Source organism: Aliiruegeria lutimaris (assembly GCF_900099935.1).
Classification (GTDB): Bacteria; Pseudomonadota; Alphaproteobacteria; order Rhodobacterales; family Rhodobacteraceae; genus Tropicimonas; species Tropicimonas lutimaris.
Genome location: NZ_FNEK01000086.1, coordinates 1 through 19507 on the forward strand (window position 1 = coordinate 1; position 19507 = coordinate 19507).

Genomic DNA, 19507 nt, shown 5'->3' on the forward strand with positions numbered 1-19507 from the left:
CGAGCCGACAAAACCACTTGTACGCCAGGTTGAGATGCACCTCCTCGCACAACCGCCGCTCCGACCGGATACCGAAGCAGTAGCCGACGATCAGCATTCGGATCAGCAGCTCGGGATCGATCGAAGGACGTCCGGTGTGGCTGTAGAACGCCGCGATGTGCGAGCGCATGCTGCTCAGGTCGACGAAACGATCGATCGACCGCAGCAGATGGTCTCGGGGTACAGGATCTTCCAGCGAAAAGTCGTAGAACAGCGCACCCTGCGCCTCCTGTCGCGGTCCCATCATCGCCGAAACCTCCTCTCAATTGAGACGATTGAATCAGCGATCACGGCCCAAAACAACGGGAGTTTTTAAACGAAATAAGCCCAGAGCGACAGTTCCTACAGAGGTGGTCAGAGGTGGTCCTGGATTTTCGACCAGTATTGCGCCGCGATTAGCTATGGCATTGGTTTCATGTCAAGCGGCGGCTTTCAGGTTCTGGGTTGGCGTATTGTAGGCCTCTTCCGGGGTCAGCAGCCCATGCGATGAGTGCGGGCGTTTTGTGTTGTAATATCTGATCCAGGCTCCGATCCCATTGCGCAGCGGGGTTGCAACACGGACCTTTGCTGCGCTTGACCGCTGGGTGTCCTGGTTGCCGGGCGGGTTGGTCCATGCCAACGATGCCACGGCAACAATGTTTTCCGCGACCTCTGGATCTTCCGTGGCCACTGCCGCAACTGTAGCGACCGTCGCAATGCCGCAGGCCGAGAAGCTAGGCTATGACCCGAAGCTGTTTACCGGCGCGATCTTGGCGTGCAGCCTCTCGACATCCCTTTCAGAGATCGTCGGCCCGGCGGACGAGCCCCCCCGCACGCAGACGACATGTTCGCAATCGCCGTCTTCTTCCAGACACTGATCATCGTCGGATGAATGCTGTACTTCTTGGCCAGCTCAGCTGTCGTCAGCTCCTCGCGGATGGCTTCCAGCGCCACCTTCGCCTTGAACTCCGCAGAACATCGCTTTCCTTTCGTCATCTCAGGTCTGTTCTTCCTCAGGCGCTACAGCTTAGCGACTGGTCCGAAAATCTGCGACCACCTCTGCGCCAACACCTAAGGCCAGTTTTCTCTGGGCTGGAGAGGCAAGGGCGCCGAGACTGCAACTGCCGCTGAGCGTAGTCTATTTCAGGACAACTCGGAGGCTTTCAAAATAGCAGGTTGGGCAAGAACAACGCCAGGATCGGGAACAGGCTCAGCAACACGATTGCGAAGAGATGGATCAGCCAATAGGGGACCGTGGCAATCGCCACGCGACCAAGGCTTACCTCGTTGTTCGTCAGGGCTGTCAGAACCGAGAGGTTCAGCCCGACCGGGGGCGTCACCTGGCCGATCTCGATGACGATGGTAATGACCACACCGATCCAGATCGGGTCGAAGCCCAGCCCTGTCAGCAGCGGAAACACCACCGGCAGGGTCATGATCATCAGCGACAGGCCATCGAAGAAACATCCGAGCAGCAGATAGATCAGCACGACGATCAGGAGCACCGTGTAGGCGCCGAGGCCACTCTCGGCGACGGTCTCCAGAATCTGTTGCGGCACACCGAGAATACTCACGGATTTCGCGAGGATCGTGGCGCCAAGCACCAGGAAACCGACGGAAGCAAAGAGCAGCGCCGAATGGTAGATGGCATCGAGCAGTTTGCGGAGGGTCAAGTCGCCCCAGATCGAGGTCAGCACGATAGCGAAGATCACCCCGAGCCCGGCCGATTCCGTGGGCGTTGCCAGCCCACCGATAATGCTTCCGATGACCGCCGCGATGAGCGCGAGGATCGGCCAGATCTGGCGGAACCCGGCGATGATCTCGAACAGCGACGCATGGCTCTCGTCGCGTGGAGCAAGCGAAGGGTCACGGGCGCAGCGGATCAGCAGGTAGGCCATGAAGAGGCTGCCAACCATCAAACCCGGCACGATGCCGGCGGCGAAGAGACGGCCAATGGAGGTCTCCGTCAGCGCACCGTAGATGAGAAAGGACAAGCTCGGCGGGATCAGCAACCCGAGCGTCCCTCCACCGGCAAGGCTGCCCACGACCATATCCTTGTTGTAGCCCCGCCTCGTCATTTCCGGATAGGCAACGGAGCCCACGGCCGCCGCAGTGGAAAGGCTCGAGCCGCTTACCGCCCCGAACAGGGTGCAAACGGCGATATTGGTGTGCAGCAACCCGCCCGGAACACGGCGGAACATCGGCGAGAAGGCCGAGTAGGCGCGCTCGCTGACACCGCTGCGCAGCAGGATCTCCCCAAGCAGGATGAAGACCGGAACGGCGCTGAGGGTGAAGGAATTGAAGACGTTCCAGATCGCATCGACGGCCAGCGAGGTGGCGCCGTTGGAAAAGACTTGCAGGATCACCAGCCCGGTCAACCCGAGCGCGGCGCCAAGCGCCATGCCGGTGCCCGCGGTGGCAACGAGCCCGCCAATCAGGGTTGTCCAGAACATCAGGTCGTTGTCTCGCTTTGATCGGTGAAGCCCGGCCGCTCTTCGTCTTGCTCTTCGGGCAGAATGCCGAACAGCCGGGCCAACAGGATTGCCATGGTCAGCATGATGGTCACTGGCATCACCGCCATCCACGGGTAGAGCAGCAGGCGCGAGGTCTGTGTCTTCAGGTTGCGGTCAAAGGCGAACTCGAACCATGGAACGATCTCGAGCATGAGCCAGCCGAAAAAGACGAGGCTCAACAGTATCGCGAGAACCTTAAATGCCCGAAGCCAGACGCCGCCAGCCGCGTTGACCAGAAGCGCCACCCGAACGTGCTGGGACCGCAAGGTGATCATGGGAAGCGCCAGCAGGAGCGAGACGCTCAGCAACAGGCCGACGACCTCTTCGGTCACGTGCAGCGGTGTGCCGAGCTTTCGCATCACGACACTTGTCGAGATGATACAGACGATGGCCGCGATCCCCAGGGATCCCGCGATGGCGCATGCGAAGGCGAACCCGCGCAGAACCTGCGCCACGAGGAAACCGAAAGATCGGGCCATCGGATTTGTCCCGTTCAGCGACCGAGTGCTTCCAGAACGCGCTCGCGATAGCCTTGCGCGTTGCCGCCGGCCTCTTCGGCGAGTTCAGCCCAGACTTCAGTCACGGCGTCGACGAACAGGGCGCGGTCGGCTTCGGGGAAGTCCTCTCCCCAGGTGAGCCCTTGAGCGACCAGTTCCTCGCGCGCCTTCATCTCGCGATCCAGATCGTCGTCATACTGGTTGGTGCGGTTCCAAAGGTCGTCAGCCGCTTTCATGACCGCGTTCTTGAACGTGTCGTCGGCGGCCTCCCAACGGTCCGATGCAACGCCGATCACGTAGGGACCGGATGCCATCGGGTAGAGGAAGGAGGCGTATTTCGACACTTCCTGCAACGAGACCGTGTGGGCGTAAAGCGCCGGGTAGAGAGCGCAATCGACGACGCCCGTCTTCATCGCCACATAGAGTTCCTCCTGCGGAATGATCTGCGCCGAGACGCCAAGACGGGTAAAGGTCTCGACCTGATCGCGCGCCCAGACGCGCAGCTTCTTCGACTTCAGATCTTCAAGGGTGTTGACCGGCTCTTCGCCGCAGAAAACCGAGACCATGAGCATCGGGATGGCCACATAGCCTACGGAGGACACGCCCCAGTCGGCGAATTCTTCCTCGTAGATCTCCTTGACCACGGGGATGGCCTTTTCGAACTCATCGATCGAGCCGATCGTCCCCTGGACAACAACCGAGCTGAGCGCCGGTGCGTCTCGGCCGAGGTAATTGGCCCACATGAGGCTCATCTCGACGGCGCCCTTGGGCAGGAAGCGCAGAGTGTCGGTGTTGGGCAGGCCCAGAGATCCGCCGCTATAGAGCTTCAGCTCGTGCTCGCCGCCAAGTGCTTCGTTTGCTTCGGAAACGAACCGCTCCAGTTCCGCGGACTCCGGACGCGTCTCCGGCAGGAAGTTGTTCACGCGCCACTCGTCGGCCACCGCTGGTGACACAGAGAGGGCAACCCCCATGGCAAGGCTACCGATCAGGTATTTCATCTTCTTACCTCCTGGACGTCAGTCCTGTTTTCGGAATTCTCCGGATTGTTGTCCGGCATTCAGTGTACTTGTCGTTGTATTCACTGTGCCACGAATGCGAAAGCGCGCAATCGCAATTTCCTGCATCCCGTAGGCCGAATACCTGGATCGTCGCCGTGTGCGTTTCCCTCAGCCATGCACATGGCCGCCGGGAAAGGTCGATTGACGCGCCAGGAAATGAAGCGCAGCATCTGCGCCATGCGGTGTCCAGGCCAGGGAGTTCATGAATGGGGATCAGGATCAAACCGAAGTCGTTCGGCCCGATCTATGTCCGGTCCAATGGTGATGGAGCGCTGCTCTACGCCGGGCAACACGAAGTATTCGATGCCGTCCCTCCGTACGCAATACCGGTCGACCTTCTCCTGGCGTCTGTCGGCGCCTGCATCGCGAAGTCACTGGAGATTGTCTCCGCGCAACGCGGGCAGACGCTTTCCCCCTTCTCGGTCGAAGTGACCGGAAAGAAGGCGACCGACCTTCCCAACCGACTGGGCTCGGTCGATATCCGGGTTGTTGGGAAGCTGACGGACGATGCCGACCTGTCAGTCGAACTGCTTCGGCAGGCAAAATCGATCTGCACGATCAGCAATACCCTCAATTGCGCGATTTCACTGGATTTTGACAGGGAGAGCTGACACGCCCGCACCGGGCCGTTTTTTCCGACAAACCCATCGTCGGCGCTCGCTATGCAGGGCTCAATCTTTCTGCGGTGACGGAACGCCCCGAAGCGCCCGTTTCTCACCCAGCATCAGCATCGCGGGCGTGACGATCAAAGTCAGAACCGTAGCAACAAACAGGCCACCCGCGATGGCCGCGGACAGTTCTGTCCACCACTGCGTGGACGGGGCACCGTAGATTACCTCGCGGGTGTAGAAGTTCAGATTGACCCCGATCACCATTGGCATGAGCCCGAGGGAGGTCGTCAGCGATGTCAGGACCACCGGCCTCAATCTTTGGGCGCCGGTCCGGAGGGCTGCCTCCAGCGGGCTCTGCCCCCCGCGTTTGAGGTCGTTGAAGGTATCGATCAGGACGATGTTGTTGTTCACCACGATCCCGGCTAGCGCGATCACTCCGATGCCCCCCATGACCACGCCGAACGGTCGCCCTGTCACCAACAGACCCAACAACACCCCGGCAATCGAAAAGACGATCGCGCTCATCACAACCAACGCCTGATAGAAGTTGTTGAATTGCAGCACGAGTATGCCGAACATCAGAAATACTGCCGATATGAAGGCCCCGATCAGGAAGTTCATGCTTTCTTCCTGATCTTCGGCCTCGCCGCCAAAGCTGTAGCTGACGCCCTCCGGCAGGTCGGCCGCCTCTAGCGCGGCGCTGAGCGTTTTGACCTGATCGTTGACCAGAAGGCCGGGAAGTACGTTTGCTTCGACGGTTGTCACGCGTTTCTGGTCCAATCGCCTGATGATACCGGTGCGCGGGGTTGGCACGAATGTCACGAAGTTCGAGATCGGCACCAGCCCGGCGGAGGTCGGCACACGCAGATTGCCCAGTTCAGCAAGCGAGCGTTCCTGCCGCGGAAACCGCACTCGGATGTCCAGCGCATCGTCGGTGTCATCGGGTCTGTAATCCGCAACGGTAATGCCCTGCGTCAGCAATTGCACCGCCTGTCCCAGCAAACTGACATCGGCACCGAAGCGCGCGGCCTCTGCTCGGTTGACAAGGATGGAAACCTCGACGCCGGGCAAGGGCCGGGTATCGGTAACGTCGGTAAACGTTCCCATCTGGCGCATGATCTGCCGGATGCCTTCGACCGCTGCAAACTGGTCTTCCGGCGACCGGGAGGTGACCTTCAGATTGACTGGCTTACCCGAGCTTGGACCGCCGCTGTCTGTCTGGACCTGAATGTCGACGCCTGCAATGTCGGCCACGCTTGAGCGGATGTCGGCACCGATTTCTTCCGCAGTCCGGCGCTTGCTCCAGTCGATCAACTCAAGCTGGAGCGTGCCGATGGTCTCCTCGTCGCCCCGGCCGGCACTCATCGTCGAGCGCGCATAAATGCTGGCAATCTCGTCATACCCAAGCAGGCGGTCTTCCACCGCTCGCACCAGCGCGTCGCGCTCGAAGATCGAGGAGTTGTCCCGCGCACGGACCTGCACCTGCATGAAATCCGGCTCGACCGAGGGAAAGAACGTCAAGCCCCTGCCGAACTGACCATATAGGCCAAAGCCGCCCAGGAGCAGCGCAATTGCCAGCAGGACCGTCGTCACGGGGCGCAGGATTGCCCATTCGAGCAGCCTGACATAGGCGCCGGTGGCCCCGCCCATTCTGCGCGGATCGCCGAACTCGGCCGCGTGCAGTGCAGCCTTTGCCCGGGCGGTCTGGGCCTGACGCTTGCCGAGAACACCGCCCAGCACAGGAATGAAAACCAACGCCATGAACATCGATGCGAACAGGGTCAGTATCACGGTGATCGGCAGGAATTTCATGAATTCCCCGATGATGCCGGACCAGAACAGCAGCGGGAAGAAGACGCTGAGCGTCGTGGCTGTCGAAGCGATGATCGGCCACGACATTCTCTTTGCAGCATGGGCATATGCCTCGCGCGCCGATGCGCCTTCCTGCAGGCGCCGGTCGGCGAACTCGGTGGTCACGATTGCGCCGTCCACCAGCATGCCAACCACCAGGATCAACGAGAACAGAACTACAATGTTCATCGTATATCCCATAATCCAAAGCGCGATGACGCCGGCCAGAAAGGCACCCGGAATGGCAAACCCGACAAGGATCGCCGAACGCAATCCGAGCGCGAACAAGATGACGATCATCACCAGGATCACGGCGGCGATGACGTTGGCCTCCAGATCGCTCAGCAGGTCCTTCACCGTTTTGCTTTGATCCTGCAGGTAGGTGATGTTCACAGTGTCTGGCCAGTCGGTTCGCATCTCTGCTACCAGGGCTTTGACTGCCGACACCGTCTCGATGATGTTGGCACCGGCGCGTTTCTTGACTTCGAGCGCCAGGGCCGGTTGACCGTTGATGCGGGCAAAAGAACTGGGATCCTCGAATGCCCTACGGATCATGGCAACGTCACCGAAGGTGACGACCGCATTCCCCCGCACCTTGATCGGCATGGACATGACATCGTCCAGGTCCTCGATCAGCCCGGGCACTTTCAGGATGATGCGCCCGACACCGGTCTCGATAGCCCCCGCCGCAATCAGGCGGTTGTTTCGCTGGATCTGCCCGATCAGTTCGTCGAAACTGAGGTTGTAGGTCTGGAATACGGTGGGATCGACCAACACCTCGAGGAACTCGGAACGCTTGCCGCCGATATCGACCTCCAGCACGCCTTCCAGCGCTTCGATCTCGTCCTGCAATTCTTCGGCCAGCCGGTTGAGCGTTCGTTCTGGCACCGGCCCGGACAGGATGGCCGTGATGACCGGGAAAAGTGCCGTGTTCACCTCGGTGATGGTAATTTCATAGGCGTCGTCGGGCAGTTCGCTCTCAGCGCGGTCAGCGGCGACACGGACCTTGTCGAGCGCTTCGGCATTATCGGCGCCGGCGCTGAACTCCAGCAAGAGTGTGGCGGACCCCTCGGAGGCATAAGATTCGAGACTCTCCAACTCGCTGATCGAGGCGAATTCCGTTTCCAGCGGTTCGATCAACAGCCGCTCGGCATCGCTGGGGCTGATGCCGTCAAGCCCTGTCGAAACATAGAAGAAGGGCAGAGGCACTTCAGGATCCGCCTCCTTCGGGATCGAGACATAGGCATAGGCCCCCACTGCCAGCACCACGGCCAGCGCCATAACGACAGCGCGCGTACGTGCAAAGGCAGCGGAGATGATCGCGTTCATTGTCCAGCCTCCTCGGCACTTGGACGAACGGTTTCGCCGTCGCGCACAAATCCCTGGCCAACCGTGATGATATCGGTCGTTTCCGGCAGCCCGGTCACCCAGATCCCATCGAGCTGGGAACGTGCGATGGCGATACGGTGAAACTGCACAATGTTGTCGGCGCTGACCGTCTTGACCCCCAATTCTCCCTCTGTGTTAAGTGATACGACTGACGGCGACAGGAAGTGGGCGACCGTTTCGCCGGTCGGAATCTCCACTTCGGCCGATATGCCCGCAGGGATGGCGCCATCCAGGTTCTGAACGCGGACCTCGGCAAGGAAGGTTCGCGTTTCTGCCGCGGCTGCAGTCCCGACGAAAATCACTTTGCCTTTGCGAACCTCGCCCGTGATGAAGCGAACGGTTGCCGTCTGCCCGTCGTGAATGCGGGTCAGCGATTGCTGAGGCACTTGGATCGTCACCGTCAGCGGACGATTGTCGACGATCCGGCCGACTTCGGTTCCGGCAGAAATGAACTCGCCCGGATCCAGGTCCAGGGCTTCGATCCGACCCGTGAATGGCGCTGTGATCCCGGCATCGACGACCTCCTCTCTGGCGTTTGTCAATCGCGACTCTGCCGCCGCGAGCGCGACCCGGGCCAGCACCAGGCGATCCGTTGTTGCGACGCCGCGTTGGAACAGGGTCTGCGCATTTTCGAGCTCGCGCTGCGCCTGTGCGAGGTCCTCCCGTGCTCGCGCCAGTTCCGCATTGGCCTCGGTTCGATCGAACCGGGCAACGACAGCCCCTCGTTCGACCATTTGGCCCTTGACCACATAGACCTCGTCGATTGTTCCTGATGTCTCGGCCCGAAGTGCAGAGTCCCGGTCTGGCTGGGCCTGACCTTCTGCCTGAAAGAGCTGCGTGACTGTCTCTGCGGTCGATTGGCGCACGGCCACTGAAACCGGCTGCGGTTCGCCGCGGCGTGTTATCGGTTCGGACGTGTCGGATGGAAAGATCAGACCGCTTCCCATCCAGGCAACTATCGCCACCAAAAGCGCGCCGGCGATCCAAACCGAGCGAGACGCGCCTTGATCGGTCTCAAAACTCAGAGTTTCCCGCTGGGTCGTATTTTCTGCTGCACGAGCCTTCATCGCCATCTCCTTTGGATGTCCGCCGGGTGCGTTGGGAAAATGCCGTTGATAGACTTATCGGCGTTTTTGTCGCCGATTTCCATCTTTGAAACGGAGAGGGCGGCGCGGAGGCTGACGTCAAATCCGGCCAGTCAATCGGTGCCCGACGAGCCGCCTTGCCGAATTGCCAAATGGCGGGCAATCGTCTCGTTCATCCTGGGTACTCAGTCCCCGCATTTGGCGGATCGGATTGACGATGAATCGATCTGGCTCTGAAGTCGGGTTTTCAGATGTACTCGCACGGCCTGAGGCCTGGACACACGAAAGAGACGCGATAGTGGAAGATAACCTGCATCTGGAAATCTTTCGGGCGCAAATCGCGGGTATCGCTTCGGCCATGATTATGGATTACCGTTTTTCCGCGGGATACCATGCCGGCTATGAAATTGCCCCATTCGGATCTAACCTGAATTTATTCTGGAGCGGCCATGAGCATGTTTTGTGACATCTGCGATCCGAGTTCGCCGGGGTGGAGTTTTTCCGGCCCGGCATCGGGCACGCCCGCCAAAAAAATACCGACGGACAGGACAGCTCCTTCGTTATCAACCGGGGGAGTTCTCTTCGAGGGGACGATAAGTACGCATTCGACAAGTGAGTTAACTATGTTCAAGGGAGGAAGAACATGAAACTGCAAACCTCGATGATGGCATTTGCTGCCATTGCTGCAACTGCTGGAATGGCGGCGGCACAGACCGAAATCCAGTTCTGGCACGCCTTTACCGGTGCCAACGGCGATCGGCTCGTCGGTCAGGCCGAAGCCTTCAACGCAAGCCAGAGCGACTATAAGGTCACGCCGAGCCATAAAGGAAATTACTCCGAGACCCTCAATGCGGGAATCGCAGCGTTTCGAGCGGGCGAGCAGCCCCATATGTTGATGGTCTTCGAGGTGGGAACAGCGACTATGATGGCCGCAAAAGGCGCGATCGAGCCGGTCCACAAGGTCATGGCCGAGGCGGGGATCGATTGGGATCCGGACATCTATATCGGCTCCGTAAAGGGCTATTACACCACGACCAACGGTGAAATGTTGTCAATGCCCTACAATTCTTCGACTCCTGTTCTCTGGGTCAATCGTAACAAGTTCGAAGAGGTCGGACTCGACCCAGACATGGATCTTTCAACCTGGCAGAAGGTCGACGTGGCCCTCACGCAACTGAAGGACGCCGGCGCCGACTGTCCACTAGTCACGGCTTGGCAAAGCTGGATCCATCTCGAAAACTTCTCGGCCTACCACGATGTTCCCTTTGCCACGAAGGAGAATGGCTTCGGTGGTACCGACACGGAACTTGCGTTCAACAGCGAAGCTCAGGTCGCGCATATCTCCAAGATGGGCGAATGGGCAAAGGACGGAAAATTCATCTATACCGGACGGCGCAATGAGGGTGGGGCGAACTTCCGTGCCGGTGAATGCGCGCTCTTCACGGAATCGTCGGCCGGATATGGCGGCATCAGCACCGAAGCCGAGTTCGACTTCGACATTCGTCCGCTACCGTATTGGGAAGGCGTGGGCAACGCGCCGCAAAACACAATCATTGGCGGCGCTTCGCTATGGGTCATGGCCGGCCACGATCCCGAGGAATACAAAGGGGTTGCGGAATACCTGAAGTTCCTCTCCTCCCCGGAAGTGCAGGCGAAATGGCACCAGGATTCGGGCTATTTGCCGATTACTGCCGAAGCTTCCGAACTAACGCGTAGCCAAGGGTTCTACGATTCCAATCCCGGAACCGATGTGGCGGTGATTCAGATGACCGCGAAAGAGCCGACTGCCAACTCCAAGGGGTTGCGGCTTGGCTCCTTCGACCAGATCCGCGGCATCATCGACGAGGAACTCGAAGGCGTCTGGGCTGGTGACAAGACGGCACAGGAAGCGCTGGACAGCGCCGTCGAGCGCGGCAACGCGCTGCTACGCCGTTTCGAGCAATCCGCACGCTAAAGGACGAGGGCGCCCCGGATAACCGGGGCGCCGCTACGAACAATGGAAAAACGGGTCACGTTCAAGGGCATGTGGTTGCCACTGCTGCTGGTTCTGCCGCAGATGCTGATCACCGCCGTCTTCTTCTTCTACCCGGCCGGTCAAGCGGTCTGGCAGTCCCTCTTCATCCCCGATCCATTCGGCCTTTCGATGCAATGGGTCGGACTCGGCAATTTCGAGTTCCTTCTCTCGGACCCGTATTACCGGGCCTCTTTCGCGACAACCGCGGTATTCTCGATCCTCGTAACCGTTGTATCGATGGGGGTCGCGCTCTATCTCGCCGTGCTGGCGGATCGCCTGATCAAGGGCTCGGGCACCTATCGCACCCTCCTGATCTGGCCCTATGCCGTCGCGCCCGCCGTGGCCGGGGTGCTGTGGCTCTTCATGTTCAACACCCGGGTCGGCGTGGTGACATGGTATCTCGGTCAGCTCGGCTATGACTGGAACCACGTGCTCAACGAGGGCGAAGCCATGGGGCTCGTCGTCGTCGCCTCCTCCTGGGGCCGCGTCAGCTACAACTTCCTTTTCTTCCTCGCCGGGCTGCAGGCGATCCCGAAATCGGTGATCGAGGCCGCGGCGATCGACGGCGCCCGCTTCTGGATGCGGTTTCGCACCATCGTCTTCCCGCTGCTCTCGCCCACCACTTTCTTCCTGCTGGTCGTGAACATCGTCTACGCCTTCTTCGAAACCTTCGGCGTGATCCACACGATCACCAGTGGCGGGCCGCAACAGGCGACGACGATCCTTGTCTACAAGGTCTATGCCGACGGCTTCGTCGGTCAGGATCTCGGCTCCTCGGCGGCACAATCGGTGATCCTGCTACTGATCGTCAGCGTGCTCACGGTCATTCAGTTCAAGTTCATCGAACGAAGGGTGCATTACTGATGGCACGGGATGCGAATGCGGGCATGGTCGAGCGCCGCGGCGCCGGACTCTGGCTCACTCACCTCGGCCTCATCATCGGTGTGGCCTTCATCTTCTTTCCGATCTGGCTGGCCTTCGTCGCCTCGACCGTGACCCAGCCCGAGATCGTCCGTCCGCCGATGCCGCTCTGGCCCGGCGACCAGTTCTACGAAAACTACTCCAAGGCCCTGACCTCGGGCATCAACGCTCCTGTCGCGCGGATGCTGCTCAACTCGGCCATCATGGCGCTCGGTATCTCGCTGGGGAAAATCGCGATATCGCTGCTCTCGGCCTTTGCCATCGTCTATTTCCGCTTTCCGGGGCGGCAGCTGTTCTTCTGGCTGATCTTCCTGACGCTGATGCTGCCGGTGGAGGTACGTATCGTGCCGACCTACGAGGTCGCGGCGAATTTCGGCATGCTCAACAGCTATTCCGGCCTGATCTTCCCGCTAATTGCCTCGGCAACGGCCACTTTCCTGTTCCGGCAGTTCTTCATGACGGTGCCCGACGAATTGGCGGAAGCCGCGCGCGTCGATGGTGCGAGGCCGATGCGCTTCTTCGTCGATATCCTTCTGCCGATGAGCCGAACGAATGTCGCCGCGCTTTTCGTCATCCTCTTCATCTATGGCTGGAACCAGTATCTCTGGCCGCTTCTGATCACCACGGACCCGTCGATGAACACCATCGTCATGGGCATCAAGCAGATGTTCCCCAGCGGCGACGACACCGCCGACTGGCCGGTCATCATGGCAACCTCGATCCTCGCCATGATCCCGCCGGTGGTGGTCGTCATCGGCATGCAGAAGCTCTTCATCCGTGGCCTCGTGGACAGTGAGAAGTAAATGGCAACCGTTTCCCTTGAATCCCTGAAAAAATCCTACGGCAAGACCGAGGTCATCCACGGAGTCGACATCGACATCGAAGATGGCGAGTTCATCGTCATCGTCGGCCCGTCGGGTTGCGGAAAATCCACCCTGCTGCGCATGGTTGCCGGGCTGGAAGGCGTCTCGGAAGGCGAGATCCGCATTGACGGCGAGCGCGTGAACGAAAAGGAGCCGATGGATCGCGACATCGCGATGGTGTTCCAGAATTACGCGCTCTACCCGCATATGTCGGTCGAGCAGAACATGGCCTATGGGCTCAAGATCGCGAAGATGCCCAAGGCGGAGATAAACGCGCGGGTCGCGGAAGCCGCCGAACTTCTTCAACTGGAGCCTTACCTGAAACGCCGCCCGCGTCAGCTTTCAGGTGGCCAACGTCAACGCGTCGCAATGGGGCGCGCGATTGTCCGTCGGCCCTCGGTCTTCCTGTTCGACGAGCCGCTCTCCAACCTGGACGCGAAGCTGCGTGTCCAGATGCGGCTGGAGATCAAGAAGCTTCAGCGCGAGCTCGGCGTCACCGCGCTCTACGTGACCCACGACCAGGTCGAGGCGATGACGCTGGCGGACCGCATGATCGTGATGAATGACGGCGCGGTAGACCAGATCGGCGCCCCGCTGGAGGTCTATGCCAACCCGCAGACCGAGTTCGTTGCCGGCTTCATTGGCTCTCCACCAACCAATTTCATCGCCTCGGAAACCATCGGCGGACAAGCAGGCACGAAAACCGGAATCCGCCCCGAGCACGTGGTCATCGCGCCCGTCGGACAAGGCAATGCGACCGGGCTGGTCCTCTATGCGGAACCGCTGGGGGCCGAAACGCTCATTCACCTCACCATCGCCGGCGGCGAGGCTTTTACCGTCCGTCAGGACGGTGCGGTTGCCATCCCCGCCGAGGGAGATCAGGTCGGCTTGTCGTGGAGCGACGATGTCGAGATGCGGTTTGACGCCTCCGGGCGGCGCTTTTAACCCCAGAATTGCGGCGAGGTACGCGCGTAAAAGGACGATGTTCCTGCCGAAAGAAACGAATGGCGGACCGTGACGAGCGTGGACCTGCATCCCCGGCGTGCCGTTGGCCGGGCGGTGGGCAACCGGATGAAGCGCGACCTGGCAATCCGCGCTCTGCAAATGGCCATCGCCCTGCGACAACAGCCCGAGGGCTGCACCCATCATACGGATCGCGGCGCCCAGTATTGCTCTCACGTCGACAGGCAGGCCCTGCGCCAGAATGGTTCCAAAGTATCACTGACGTGGCGCAGCCAACTGCGACGACAAAGAGGATCTTCTGTACTATGTCTGGGCGCAAGTCCGTGTCTGATCGTGCCATTTGACGCGGACGCGCAATACTCGTCTAACCGTCCGTCGTTCACGCGGTCGCTGAATGCAGCCCTGTTTCGACGTTTCACAAATCCTATTGCCATTGAACATGGAGAACGAAAATGAAGCTCATTTGGCACGCCCTTTCCTCGGGGCTTATGCTTATTCTAGCGAACGCGGCGCTCGCCGAGACCTATCGCGACCGTAACGTGGAAATGGTCTCTGTCTCCGAGTTTGAGCCACAACGCTACATGGGCAAGTGGTATGAGATCGCACGTTTCCCCAACCGGTTCGAGCGAGGGTGCGAAGGTGTCACGGCCGAATACGCGCTTCGGACCGACGGCAAGATCTCCGTGCTGAACACCTGCCGCGAGGGCGCGCCGGACGGAGAAATCAAGACAGCCGACGGCCAGGCCAAGGTTGTGGGTACCGGCCAACTTTCGGTCACTTTTGTTCCCTGGCTTCCCTTTGCGCGGGGCGATTACTGGGTGCTGTATCTCGACGAGGACTACACGCTCGCCGTTGTCGGCGCACCTCGTGGGACAACAGGCTGGATTCTCGCACGAACACCCAAGATTTCCGACGAAGAACGTGCCACGGCGGAAACCGTGCTCCGGCAAAACGGGTACGATCCCTCGCGTTTGCGGAATGTGCGTCACTGATGACCACATACGCCGGGGTTTGCAGATTTGCCTTGCGCGCTATCGTCTAGGTGCACGTCGGCTGTGAGTGGAGAGAGATCATGAAAGCCATGCCCGCCCTTGTCTTTGCGATGAGCATCGCTGCTTCATCCGCTTTTGCGGTGCCTTTCGGACAATGGTCGGAGCAGACATTTCCGCGCCTGTCGGCAAACCAGTGGATCCAGTCGGCCAACGGCGTGGACGTCCGCTCCGATATGTCGGTCTCTCTGCTCTGGACGCGGATTGAGGCGGCGGATGGATCGGCCACCCGCGCATCCTGGAGCTGGTCGGTGTCCGAAAGCGTGCCCGCCACGCTGCTCACGCGCAAAGGCGGAGACGACCGGAATCTTGCGCTCTACTTCGTGTTCATGCCGCCCGAGCAGGCCGAGGCAAGCCGCAACGCCAGCGTACGGAAGATGCTTCGGACGCGCGAGGCGCGGGTGTTGATGTATGTCTGGGGTGGAGATCATGCACGCGGCGACATTCTGCCGTCGCCCTATCTCGGCCAGCGCGGCAAGACCATCATAAGGCGTCCGGCCGGCACGGGAAGTCACAGCGAAACCGTTGATCTGGAAGCGGATTTCCAACGCGCCTTCGGTGGCGAGAAATCCGTTCTGGTGGGCATGGCAGTTTCGTCCGACAGCGATGACACGCGCAGTTCCGTTCGCGCCCGACTGGGCGGTATCCGGCTCGAATGAGTCAACACAGAAAACGCGATCACGCGTTCTCACGCGCACGCTCACCACTCTGTGACCACGATCTTTCCATTGATGATGATCCGACCGAGGCAGCGTTCCGTAACCCTGATATCCCGCTCAAAATGGGCGCAAACAAGGATGAATGGAGATATCATGCTTCGCAGAACTTTTGTCGCCGCTACCCTCGTTTCCGGCATGTTCGCCGCAACCACCGCTATGGCCGATGGCCACTCGAAGGACATCGTCGACACCGCCGTTGGTGCCGGATCCTTCGGGACGCTCGTGGCCGCGGTCGAGGCGGCCGGTCTTGTGGAAACGCTGAAGGGCGAAGGCCCGTTCACCGTATTCGCTCCGACCGATGATGCATTTGCAGCTCTGCCCGAAGGTACGGTCGAGGACCTCCTGAAGCCGGAGAACAAGGACAAGCTCACGGCTATTCTCACCTATCACGTGATTGCCGGCAAAGTGATGAGTGGCGATCTCAGCAACAATATGATGGCCACCACCGTTCAGGGCGGCGATGTGACGATCATGACCGAAGGCGGCGTGACGGTTGACGGCGCAAACGTCGTGACGGCCGATATCGAAGCCTCGAATGGCGTCATTCACGTCATCGATGCTGTGATCCTCCCCAAGTAATCGAACGGACACGTCCGAATGAAAAAGATCGTTACATTGGTTTCGGGCCTGCTGTTTTCGTCACAGGCTCTGGCCGATGTAACGGTCGCTTTCCTGGAAGGTGCGCCAAAGGATCGTTTCGTTGTTACCAACAACGGAGCTTGTGACCTGAGCGAGCTCAGCATCAAGCTCGACCTTTCAAGCTCAGCCTCCGGGATCATTTTTGACGTGACAGCGCGCGGCGCGGGGGTCGAAGTCTTTCAACCGCTCGAAATGGTTGCGGGTGAACACCTTGTTAGCAAAATGCCCGTCGTCAGCGATGGTGACCGCTCGGTGACCCTGGGGTTGAGCCGTTTTCCCTCGGGCGAAACCGTGGCATTTACGATCGACGTGGACGACACGAGCGGCGTGAGGGAGATCACGGTGACCAACGACGAGATCCGGGGAGCGACAGCCTTGCTTCAGAGTGCCTCGTTTCAAGCGTCCGGCACGTTTGAGGACGGCTCCGCGCTGGAAATACCCCTACCTTCGTGTTCATGAAACCGCCCCCTGCTCTATCCACGAGCATGACGCCCACAGGTGCAACCGGTTAGCGCAGGACAGGGGAGCGGTCTAGTTCATGCTCAACAGGATCTGGATATCTCGCCAGCCGAGACCTGTGAGAAGAGACCGCTCGTCTGATGAAAGACCCGGCGCCTTGGAAACGTGTTCGCTCAGCTTTTGGGCGATCGCGCTCGTGGGGTGGTAGTAAAGATCCGTATCGGTCTGGCTCATTTCCGCCACCAGCCGGAGAAGCAAACGCTTCTGCTTTTCGCCGTCAAGATCTGTACGTTTGTCTTTCATCATGGCCTTGACCGTAGGAATATTGGAGTTCTCATTGATCAATATAGAGAAATAGGCCAATCGACGATCCTGTCGAGACCCGAAGCGGGTATTCGCTTACCCTGCCCCCCTCAAGACCGTTGCGCCAGATCGTGTTTTGGCCCCCAACCGGCCCTGCCGGTTAGAGCAGATGCGCGAGATCTTTGCCTTGATCCGAGATTTGGCCGCGATATTCGGCATCGTCGGCCCGGTTCATTCGCGCGTAACGCAACAAACCCGGTCCAAGTCGGGTTTCGCCAGCCAGATGGCCGCTTTCGAACGGGTCCCGCATCTCTCTGTCGCGAATACCTGCCTGCGTTTGATCTCGGTTCTTGGTGACCTGAAATACGACCGGGCCGATCTGGACAAGGCGGCGGGTCCGATACGGTGCCCAGTCGGACGTTCCCGGGGCCTTTTATTGGTGACACCGACACAGGCCGCTAGCCAGTTGTTCTGCCACGACCCGATCGAGGACGCTTTGAAACGGCTCAAGATCATGGTCGTCAGGCATCCAATCAACTTTTACAGGATCGCGGATACCTTGGAGCGCAATGAAAGACATCAGGCGTTTCGCAGAGCTAATGGACATTTGAGACCCGTGCAGCGTCAAGCCGTTGAAGCTGAACCGCTGCGTGGCCGCCGCGTGTTGCGATAGCGAACTCGGTTGACGCATCCAACGTTGCGGATAGCTTCCGGGTCAGTTCCCCGCAAACTGACTTCGGAGCCTCCGGTGATACCGGGGCGATTCATACCACTTCACTTTTCAGGCGCTGAATCACTCAGCTCAGCTGAAATCTATGGGTCCTTAGCCAAGTATCTACGGTCTCCATCGGGAGCAGGTCATCACTTCTCGTGGAGATAAACGGTCTTCTTCTCCAGATATTGCTCGAGGCCGAACTTCCCGTCTTCGCCCCCCATGCCGGACTGCTTCCAGCCATTGTGGAAACCTTGATGCTGCTCGCCCATTGGGCGATTGATGTAGAGTTCCCCGGCTTCCATCTCGTTGATGAATTTCTGGATGTTTGCGTGATCGCGGGAGTAGAAATAGGCCGCCAGCCCATAGATGCTGTCGGATGCATAACCGATAGCTTCATCCAGAGTCTTGAAGGTCACCACCGGCAGGATTGGTCCAAAGGTCTCCTCTTCGACCGCCACGTTCTCGTGTCGCGTCTTCAGAACGGTCGGCTCGTACCAGAACCCCTTTTCGAACCCCTCGACAGTCGCGCGTTTGCCGCCCGTAAGCAGCTCGCCTCCCTGCTCCACGCTTTCCCTGACGATCTTGTCGATATTCTCGATTTCCGCCGCATTGACCTTCGGGCTGAGAGTGGTTTCGGGATCGAGCGGATCGCCGATCCTGAGCGCTGCCACCTTGGGCAGAAAAACCGCCATGAACTCTTCGGCGATCGCCTCGTGCAGGTAAACCCGCTCGGCACAGGTGCAGACCTGGCCGCAATTGGTAAAGCGCGCTCCGATCAGGATGTCGGCTGCCATTTCCAGATCCGCGTCATCCATGACCACGAAGGGCGCCTTGCCACCCAGCTCCAGCATGACCGGGATCATGTGCTTTCCGGCCGCCTGGTAGATCTGTTTCCCGGCGAAAGTGGAACCTGTCATGGTGACCATCGCGGTCAGCGGGCTTTCGCACAGGTAATTCCCGATCACCGCCCCCTTGCCGTTGATGATGTTCAGAACACCGGGCGGAATGCCGGCCCCGTCGGCAATCTCGCCCAGTAATGTCGTTGCAAGCGGGGTTTCCTGGGTCGGTTTGAGAACCATCGTGTTGCCAGTGATCAGCGCCGGGCCGATCTTGCGACCGGCGAGCGCCACCGGAAAATTCCAGGCGGTGATGGCGACGACCACGCCGCGCGGAACCTTATGAATATAGATTTTCTCGTCGCGGCTGTCGGAGGGGAGGATATCGCCCTCGATGGTCAGGGCATTGTCGCAGGCGTAATCGACGAAGCTTGCGGCCGCTCCGACGTCGATCCGCGCCAGGTCCAGGATCTTGCCCTGTTCCAGCGTTACCATCCTGGACAGTTCCTCAAGCCTGTCCCGTATGCCCTGCGCGAACCGGCGCAAAATGGCCTGGCGCTCGCGGGCAGGCGTTGCCGCCCAATCCTTCTGTGCGGCCTTTGCGGCAAGAAGGGCTCGCTCTGCTTCGCTGACCGGCGAGGCCGGGATCTGACCGATCACCTTTCCTGTGGCCGGGTTCAGGACCTTGATGACCTCATCTGTCGATGCCTCGACGAACGCGCCGTTGATGAAATTCACGTTGTTTCTGATTTCCATTGGACCAGATCTCTTCAGGCCGCCATGTGCGTGGCGGCGTTCAGTTTGTCCCAGTCGAAGCTCACACCGGTGCCGGGCGTGTCGGGGGCAACGCCAAGGCTGTCCTCGAGCACGACGGGGCGGGTCGTGTAACGGTCGATCGGGAAAGAATGCAGCTCGACCCAGCCGCCATTGGGCTGCGCCGAAACCAGCGAGATGTGCAACTCCTGCATGCCGTGCGAGCAGACAGGTAGGCCGTGTTTGCGGGA

21 protein-coding genes and 3 pseudogenes are annotated in these 19507 nt (G+C 59.9%); 13 read left to right on the forward strand and 11 right to left on the reverse strand.

Annotation, left to right across the window (positions count from 1 at the left end; all coding sequences use genetic code 11):
• A partial coding sequence (locus tag BLR85_RS24305; RefSeq protein ID WP_139188535.1) for a transposase occupies positions 1-286 on the reverse strand: 286 nt, incomplete at its 3' end.
• A 171-nt stretch (positions 287-457) separates the two neighbouring features.
• Positions 458-667 (reverse strand): integrase core domain-containing protein, encoded by a 210-nt coding sequence (locus BLR85_RS30605; RefSeq protein ID WP_425284508.1) that lies wholly within the window; start codon positions 665-667, stop codon positions 458-460.
• Here BLR85_RS30605 and BLR85_RS24315 point away from each other — a divergent pair.
• Positions 570-794: pseudogene (locus BLR85_RS24315) on the forward strand (TRAP transporter large permease subunit); the annotation flags it as partial. The gene BLR85_RS30605 and the pseudogene BLR85_RS24315 sit on opposite strands and share 98 nt — an antisense overlap.
• Here the strand turns inward: BLR85_RS24315 and BLR85_RS30380 are convergent.
• The 4 genes from BLR85_RS30380 to dctP form a co-directional block, all read right to left on the reverse strand.
• Positions 775-1014 (reverse strand): transposase, encoded by a 240-nt coding sequence (locus BLR85_RS30380; protein ID WP_093163563.1) that lies wholly within the window; start codon positions 1012-1014, stop codon positions 775-777. The pseudogene BLR85_RS24315 and the gene BLR85_RS30380 sit on opposite strands and share 20 nt — an antisense overlap.
• Positions 1015-1181: 167 nt before the next feature.
• Complete coding sequence (locus tag BLR85_RS24325) at positions 1182-2471, reverse strand: TRAP transporter large permease (protein ID WP_068308218.1); 1290 nt, start codon at positions 2469-2471, stop codon at positions 1182-1184.
• A complete protein-coding gene (locus tag BLR85_RS24330; protein WP_093163566.1) occupies positions 2471-3010 on the reverse strand; it encodes a TRAP transporter small permease in 540 nt (179 codons plus the stop codon). Before BLR85_RS24330 ends, BLR85_RS24325 begins: the two co-directional genes overlap by 1 nt.
• A gap of 14 nt (positions 3011-3024) precedes the next feature.
• Positions 3025-4026 carry a TRAP transporter substrate-binding protein DctP gene (dctP, locus tag BLR85_RS24335; RefSeq protein WP_093163569.1) on the reverse strand — a complete coding sequence of 334 codons (1002 nt, stop codon included), beginning with the start codon at positions 4024-4026 and terminating at the stop codon, positions 3025-3027.
• Between the two features lie 266 nt (positions 4027-4292).
• Here dctP and BLR85_RS24340 point away from each other — a divergent pair, with 266 nt between their 5' ends.
• The gene (locus BLR85_RS24340; protein WP_093163572.1) at positions 4293-4697 is read left to right on the forward strand and encodes an OsmC family protein; all 405 of its coding nucleotides are present in this window, start codon (positions 4293-4295) and stop codon (positions 4695-4697) included.
• Between the two features lie 60 nt (positions 4698-4757).
• On the opposite strand, the gene BLR85_RS24345 is transcribed toward BLR85_RS24340, so the two are convergent.
• Together BLR85_RS24345 and BLR85_RS24350 are read right to left on the reverse strand one after the other, a co-directional pair.
• On the reverse strand, positions 4758-7877 hold the full coding sequence (locus BLR85_RS24345) for an efflux RND transporter permease subunit (protein ID WP_093163575.1): 3120 nt from the start codon (positions 7875-7877) through the stop codon (positions 4758-4760).
• Positions 7874-9010: an efflux RND transporter periplasmic adaptor subunit gene (locus BLR85_RS24350; RefSeq protein ID WP_093163578.1), complete on the reverse strand. Its 1137-nt coding sequence runs from the start codon at positions 9008-9010 to the stop codon at positions 7874-7876. The genes BLR85_RS24345 and BLR85_RS24350 overlap by 4 nt, the downstream gene beginning before the upstream one ends.
• Positions 9011-9320: 310 nt before the next feature.
• On the opposite strand from BLR85_RS24350, the gene BLR85_RS29350 reads away from it, so the two are divergent.
• From BLR85_RS29350 to BLR85_RS24400, 10 genes and pseudogenes are all read left to right on the forward strand, one after another.
• A complete protein-coding gene (locus BLR85_RS29350; RefSeq protein WP_170844745.1) occupies positions 9321-9488 on the forward strand; it encodes a hypothetical protein in 168 nt (55 codons plus the stop codon).
• Between the two features lie 177 nt (positions 9489-9665).
• Positions 9666-10976 (forward strand): sn-glycerol-3-phosphate ABC transporter substrate-binding protein UgpB, encoded by a 1311-nt coding sequence (ugpB, locus tag BLR85_RS24360; RefSeq protein ID WP_093163584.1) that lies wholly within the window; start codon positions 9666-9668, stop codon positions 10974-10976.
• Between the two features lie 42 nt (positions 10977-11018).
• On the forward strand, positions 11019-11900 hold the full coding sequence (ugpA, locus tag BLR85_RS24365; RefSeq protein ID WP_093163586.1) for a sn-glycerol-3-phosphate ABC transporter permease UgpA: 882 nt from the start codon (positions 11019-11021) through the stop codon (positions 11898-11900).
• A gap of 23 nt (positions 11901-11923) precedes the next feature.
• On the forward strand, positions 11924-12760 hold the full coding sequence (gene ugpE, locus BLR85_RS24370) for a sn-glycerol-3-phosphate ABC transporter permease UgpE (protein WP_093163616.1): 837 nt from the start codon (positions 11924-11926) through the stop codon (positions 12758-12760).
• Positions 12761-13765 carry an ABC transporter ATP-binding protein gene (locus BLR85_RS24375; RefSeq protein WP_093163589.1) on the forward strand — a complete coding sequence of 335 codons (1005 nt, stop codon included), beginning with the start codon at positions 12761-12763 and terminating at the stop codon, positions 13763-13765.
• Positions 13766-13837: 72 nt separating this feature from the next.
• A pseudogene (locus BLR85_RS30030) lies at positions 13838-14047 on the forward strand (DDE-type integrase/transposase/recombinase); the annotation flags it as partial.
• 188 nt (positions 14048-14235) lie between these two features.
• Positions 14236-14775 (forward strand): lipocalin family protein, encoded by a 540-nt coding sequence (locus BLR85_RS24385; protein ID WP_093163595.1) that lies wholly within the window; start codon positions 14236-14238, stop codon positions 14773-14775.
• An 80-nt stretch (positions 14776-14855) separates the two neighbouring features.
• The gene (locus BLR85_RS24390) at positions 14856-15491 is read left to right on the forward strand and encodes a DUF3047 domain-containing protein (protein ID WP_093163598.1); all 636 of its coding nucleotides are present in this window, start codon (positions 14856-14858) and stop codon (positions 15489-15491) included.
• A gap of 153 nt (positions 15492-15644) precedes the next feature.
• On the forward strand, positions 15645-16130 hold the full coding sequence (locus tag BLR85_RS24395) for a fasciclin domain-containing protein (RefSeq protein ID WP_093163601.1): 486 nt from the start codon (positions 15645-15647) through the stop codon (positions 16128-16130).
• An 18-nt stretch (positions 16131-16148) separates the two neighbouring features.
• Positions 16149-16649 (forward strand): hypothetical protein, encoded by a 501-nt coding sequence (locus tag BLR85_RS24400; protein ID WP_093163604.1) that lies wholly within the window; start codon positions 16149-16151, stop codon positions 16647-16649.
• Between the two features lie 72 nt (positions 16650-16721).
• Here the strand turns inward: BLR85_RS24400 and BLR85_RS24405 are convergent, their stop codons facing one another.
• Positions 16722-17012 (reverse strand): hypothetical protein, encoded by a 291-nt coding sequence (locus BLR85_RS24405; RefSeq protein WP_139188536.1) that lies wholly within the window; start codon positions 17010-17012, stop codon positions 16722-16724.
• Between the two features lie 109 nt (positions 17013-17121).
• On the opposite strand from BLR85_RS24405, the gene BLR85_RS28720 reads away from it, so the two are divergent.
• On the forward strand, positions 17122-17625 hold the full coding sequence (locus BLR85_RS28720) for a hypothetical protein (protein WP_139188537.1): 504 nt from the start codon (positions 17122-17124) through the stop codon (positions 17623-17625).
• A 188-nt stretch (positions 17626-17813) separates the two neighbouring features.
• Here BLR85_RS28720 and aldA read toward each other — a convergent pair whose 3' ends face one another.
• Together aldA and BLR85_RS24420 are read right to left on the reverse strand one after the other, a co-directional pair.
• Positions 17814-19259 carry an aldehyde dehydrogenase gene (gene aldA / locus BLR85_RS24415; RefSeq protein ID WP_093163613.1) on the reverse strand — a complete coding sequence of 482 codons (1446 nt, stop codon included), beginning with the start codon at positions 19257-19259 and terminating at the stop codon, positions 17814-17816.
• 14 nt (positions 19260-19273) lie between these two features.
• A pseudogene (locus BLR85_RS24420) lies at positions 19274-19507 on the reverse strand (enolase C-terminal domain-like protein); the annotation flags it as partial.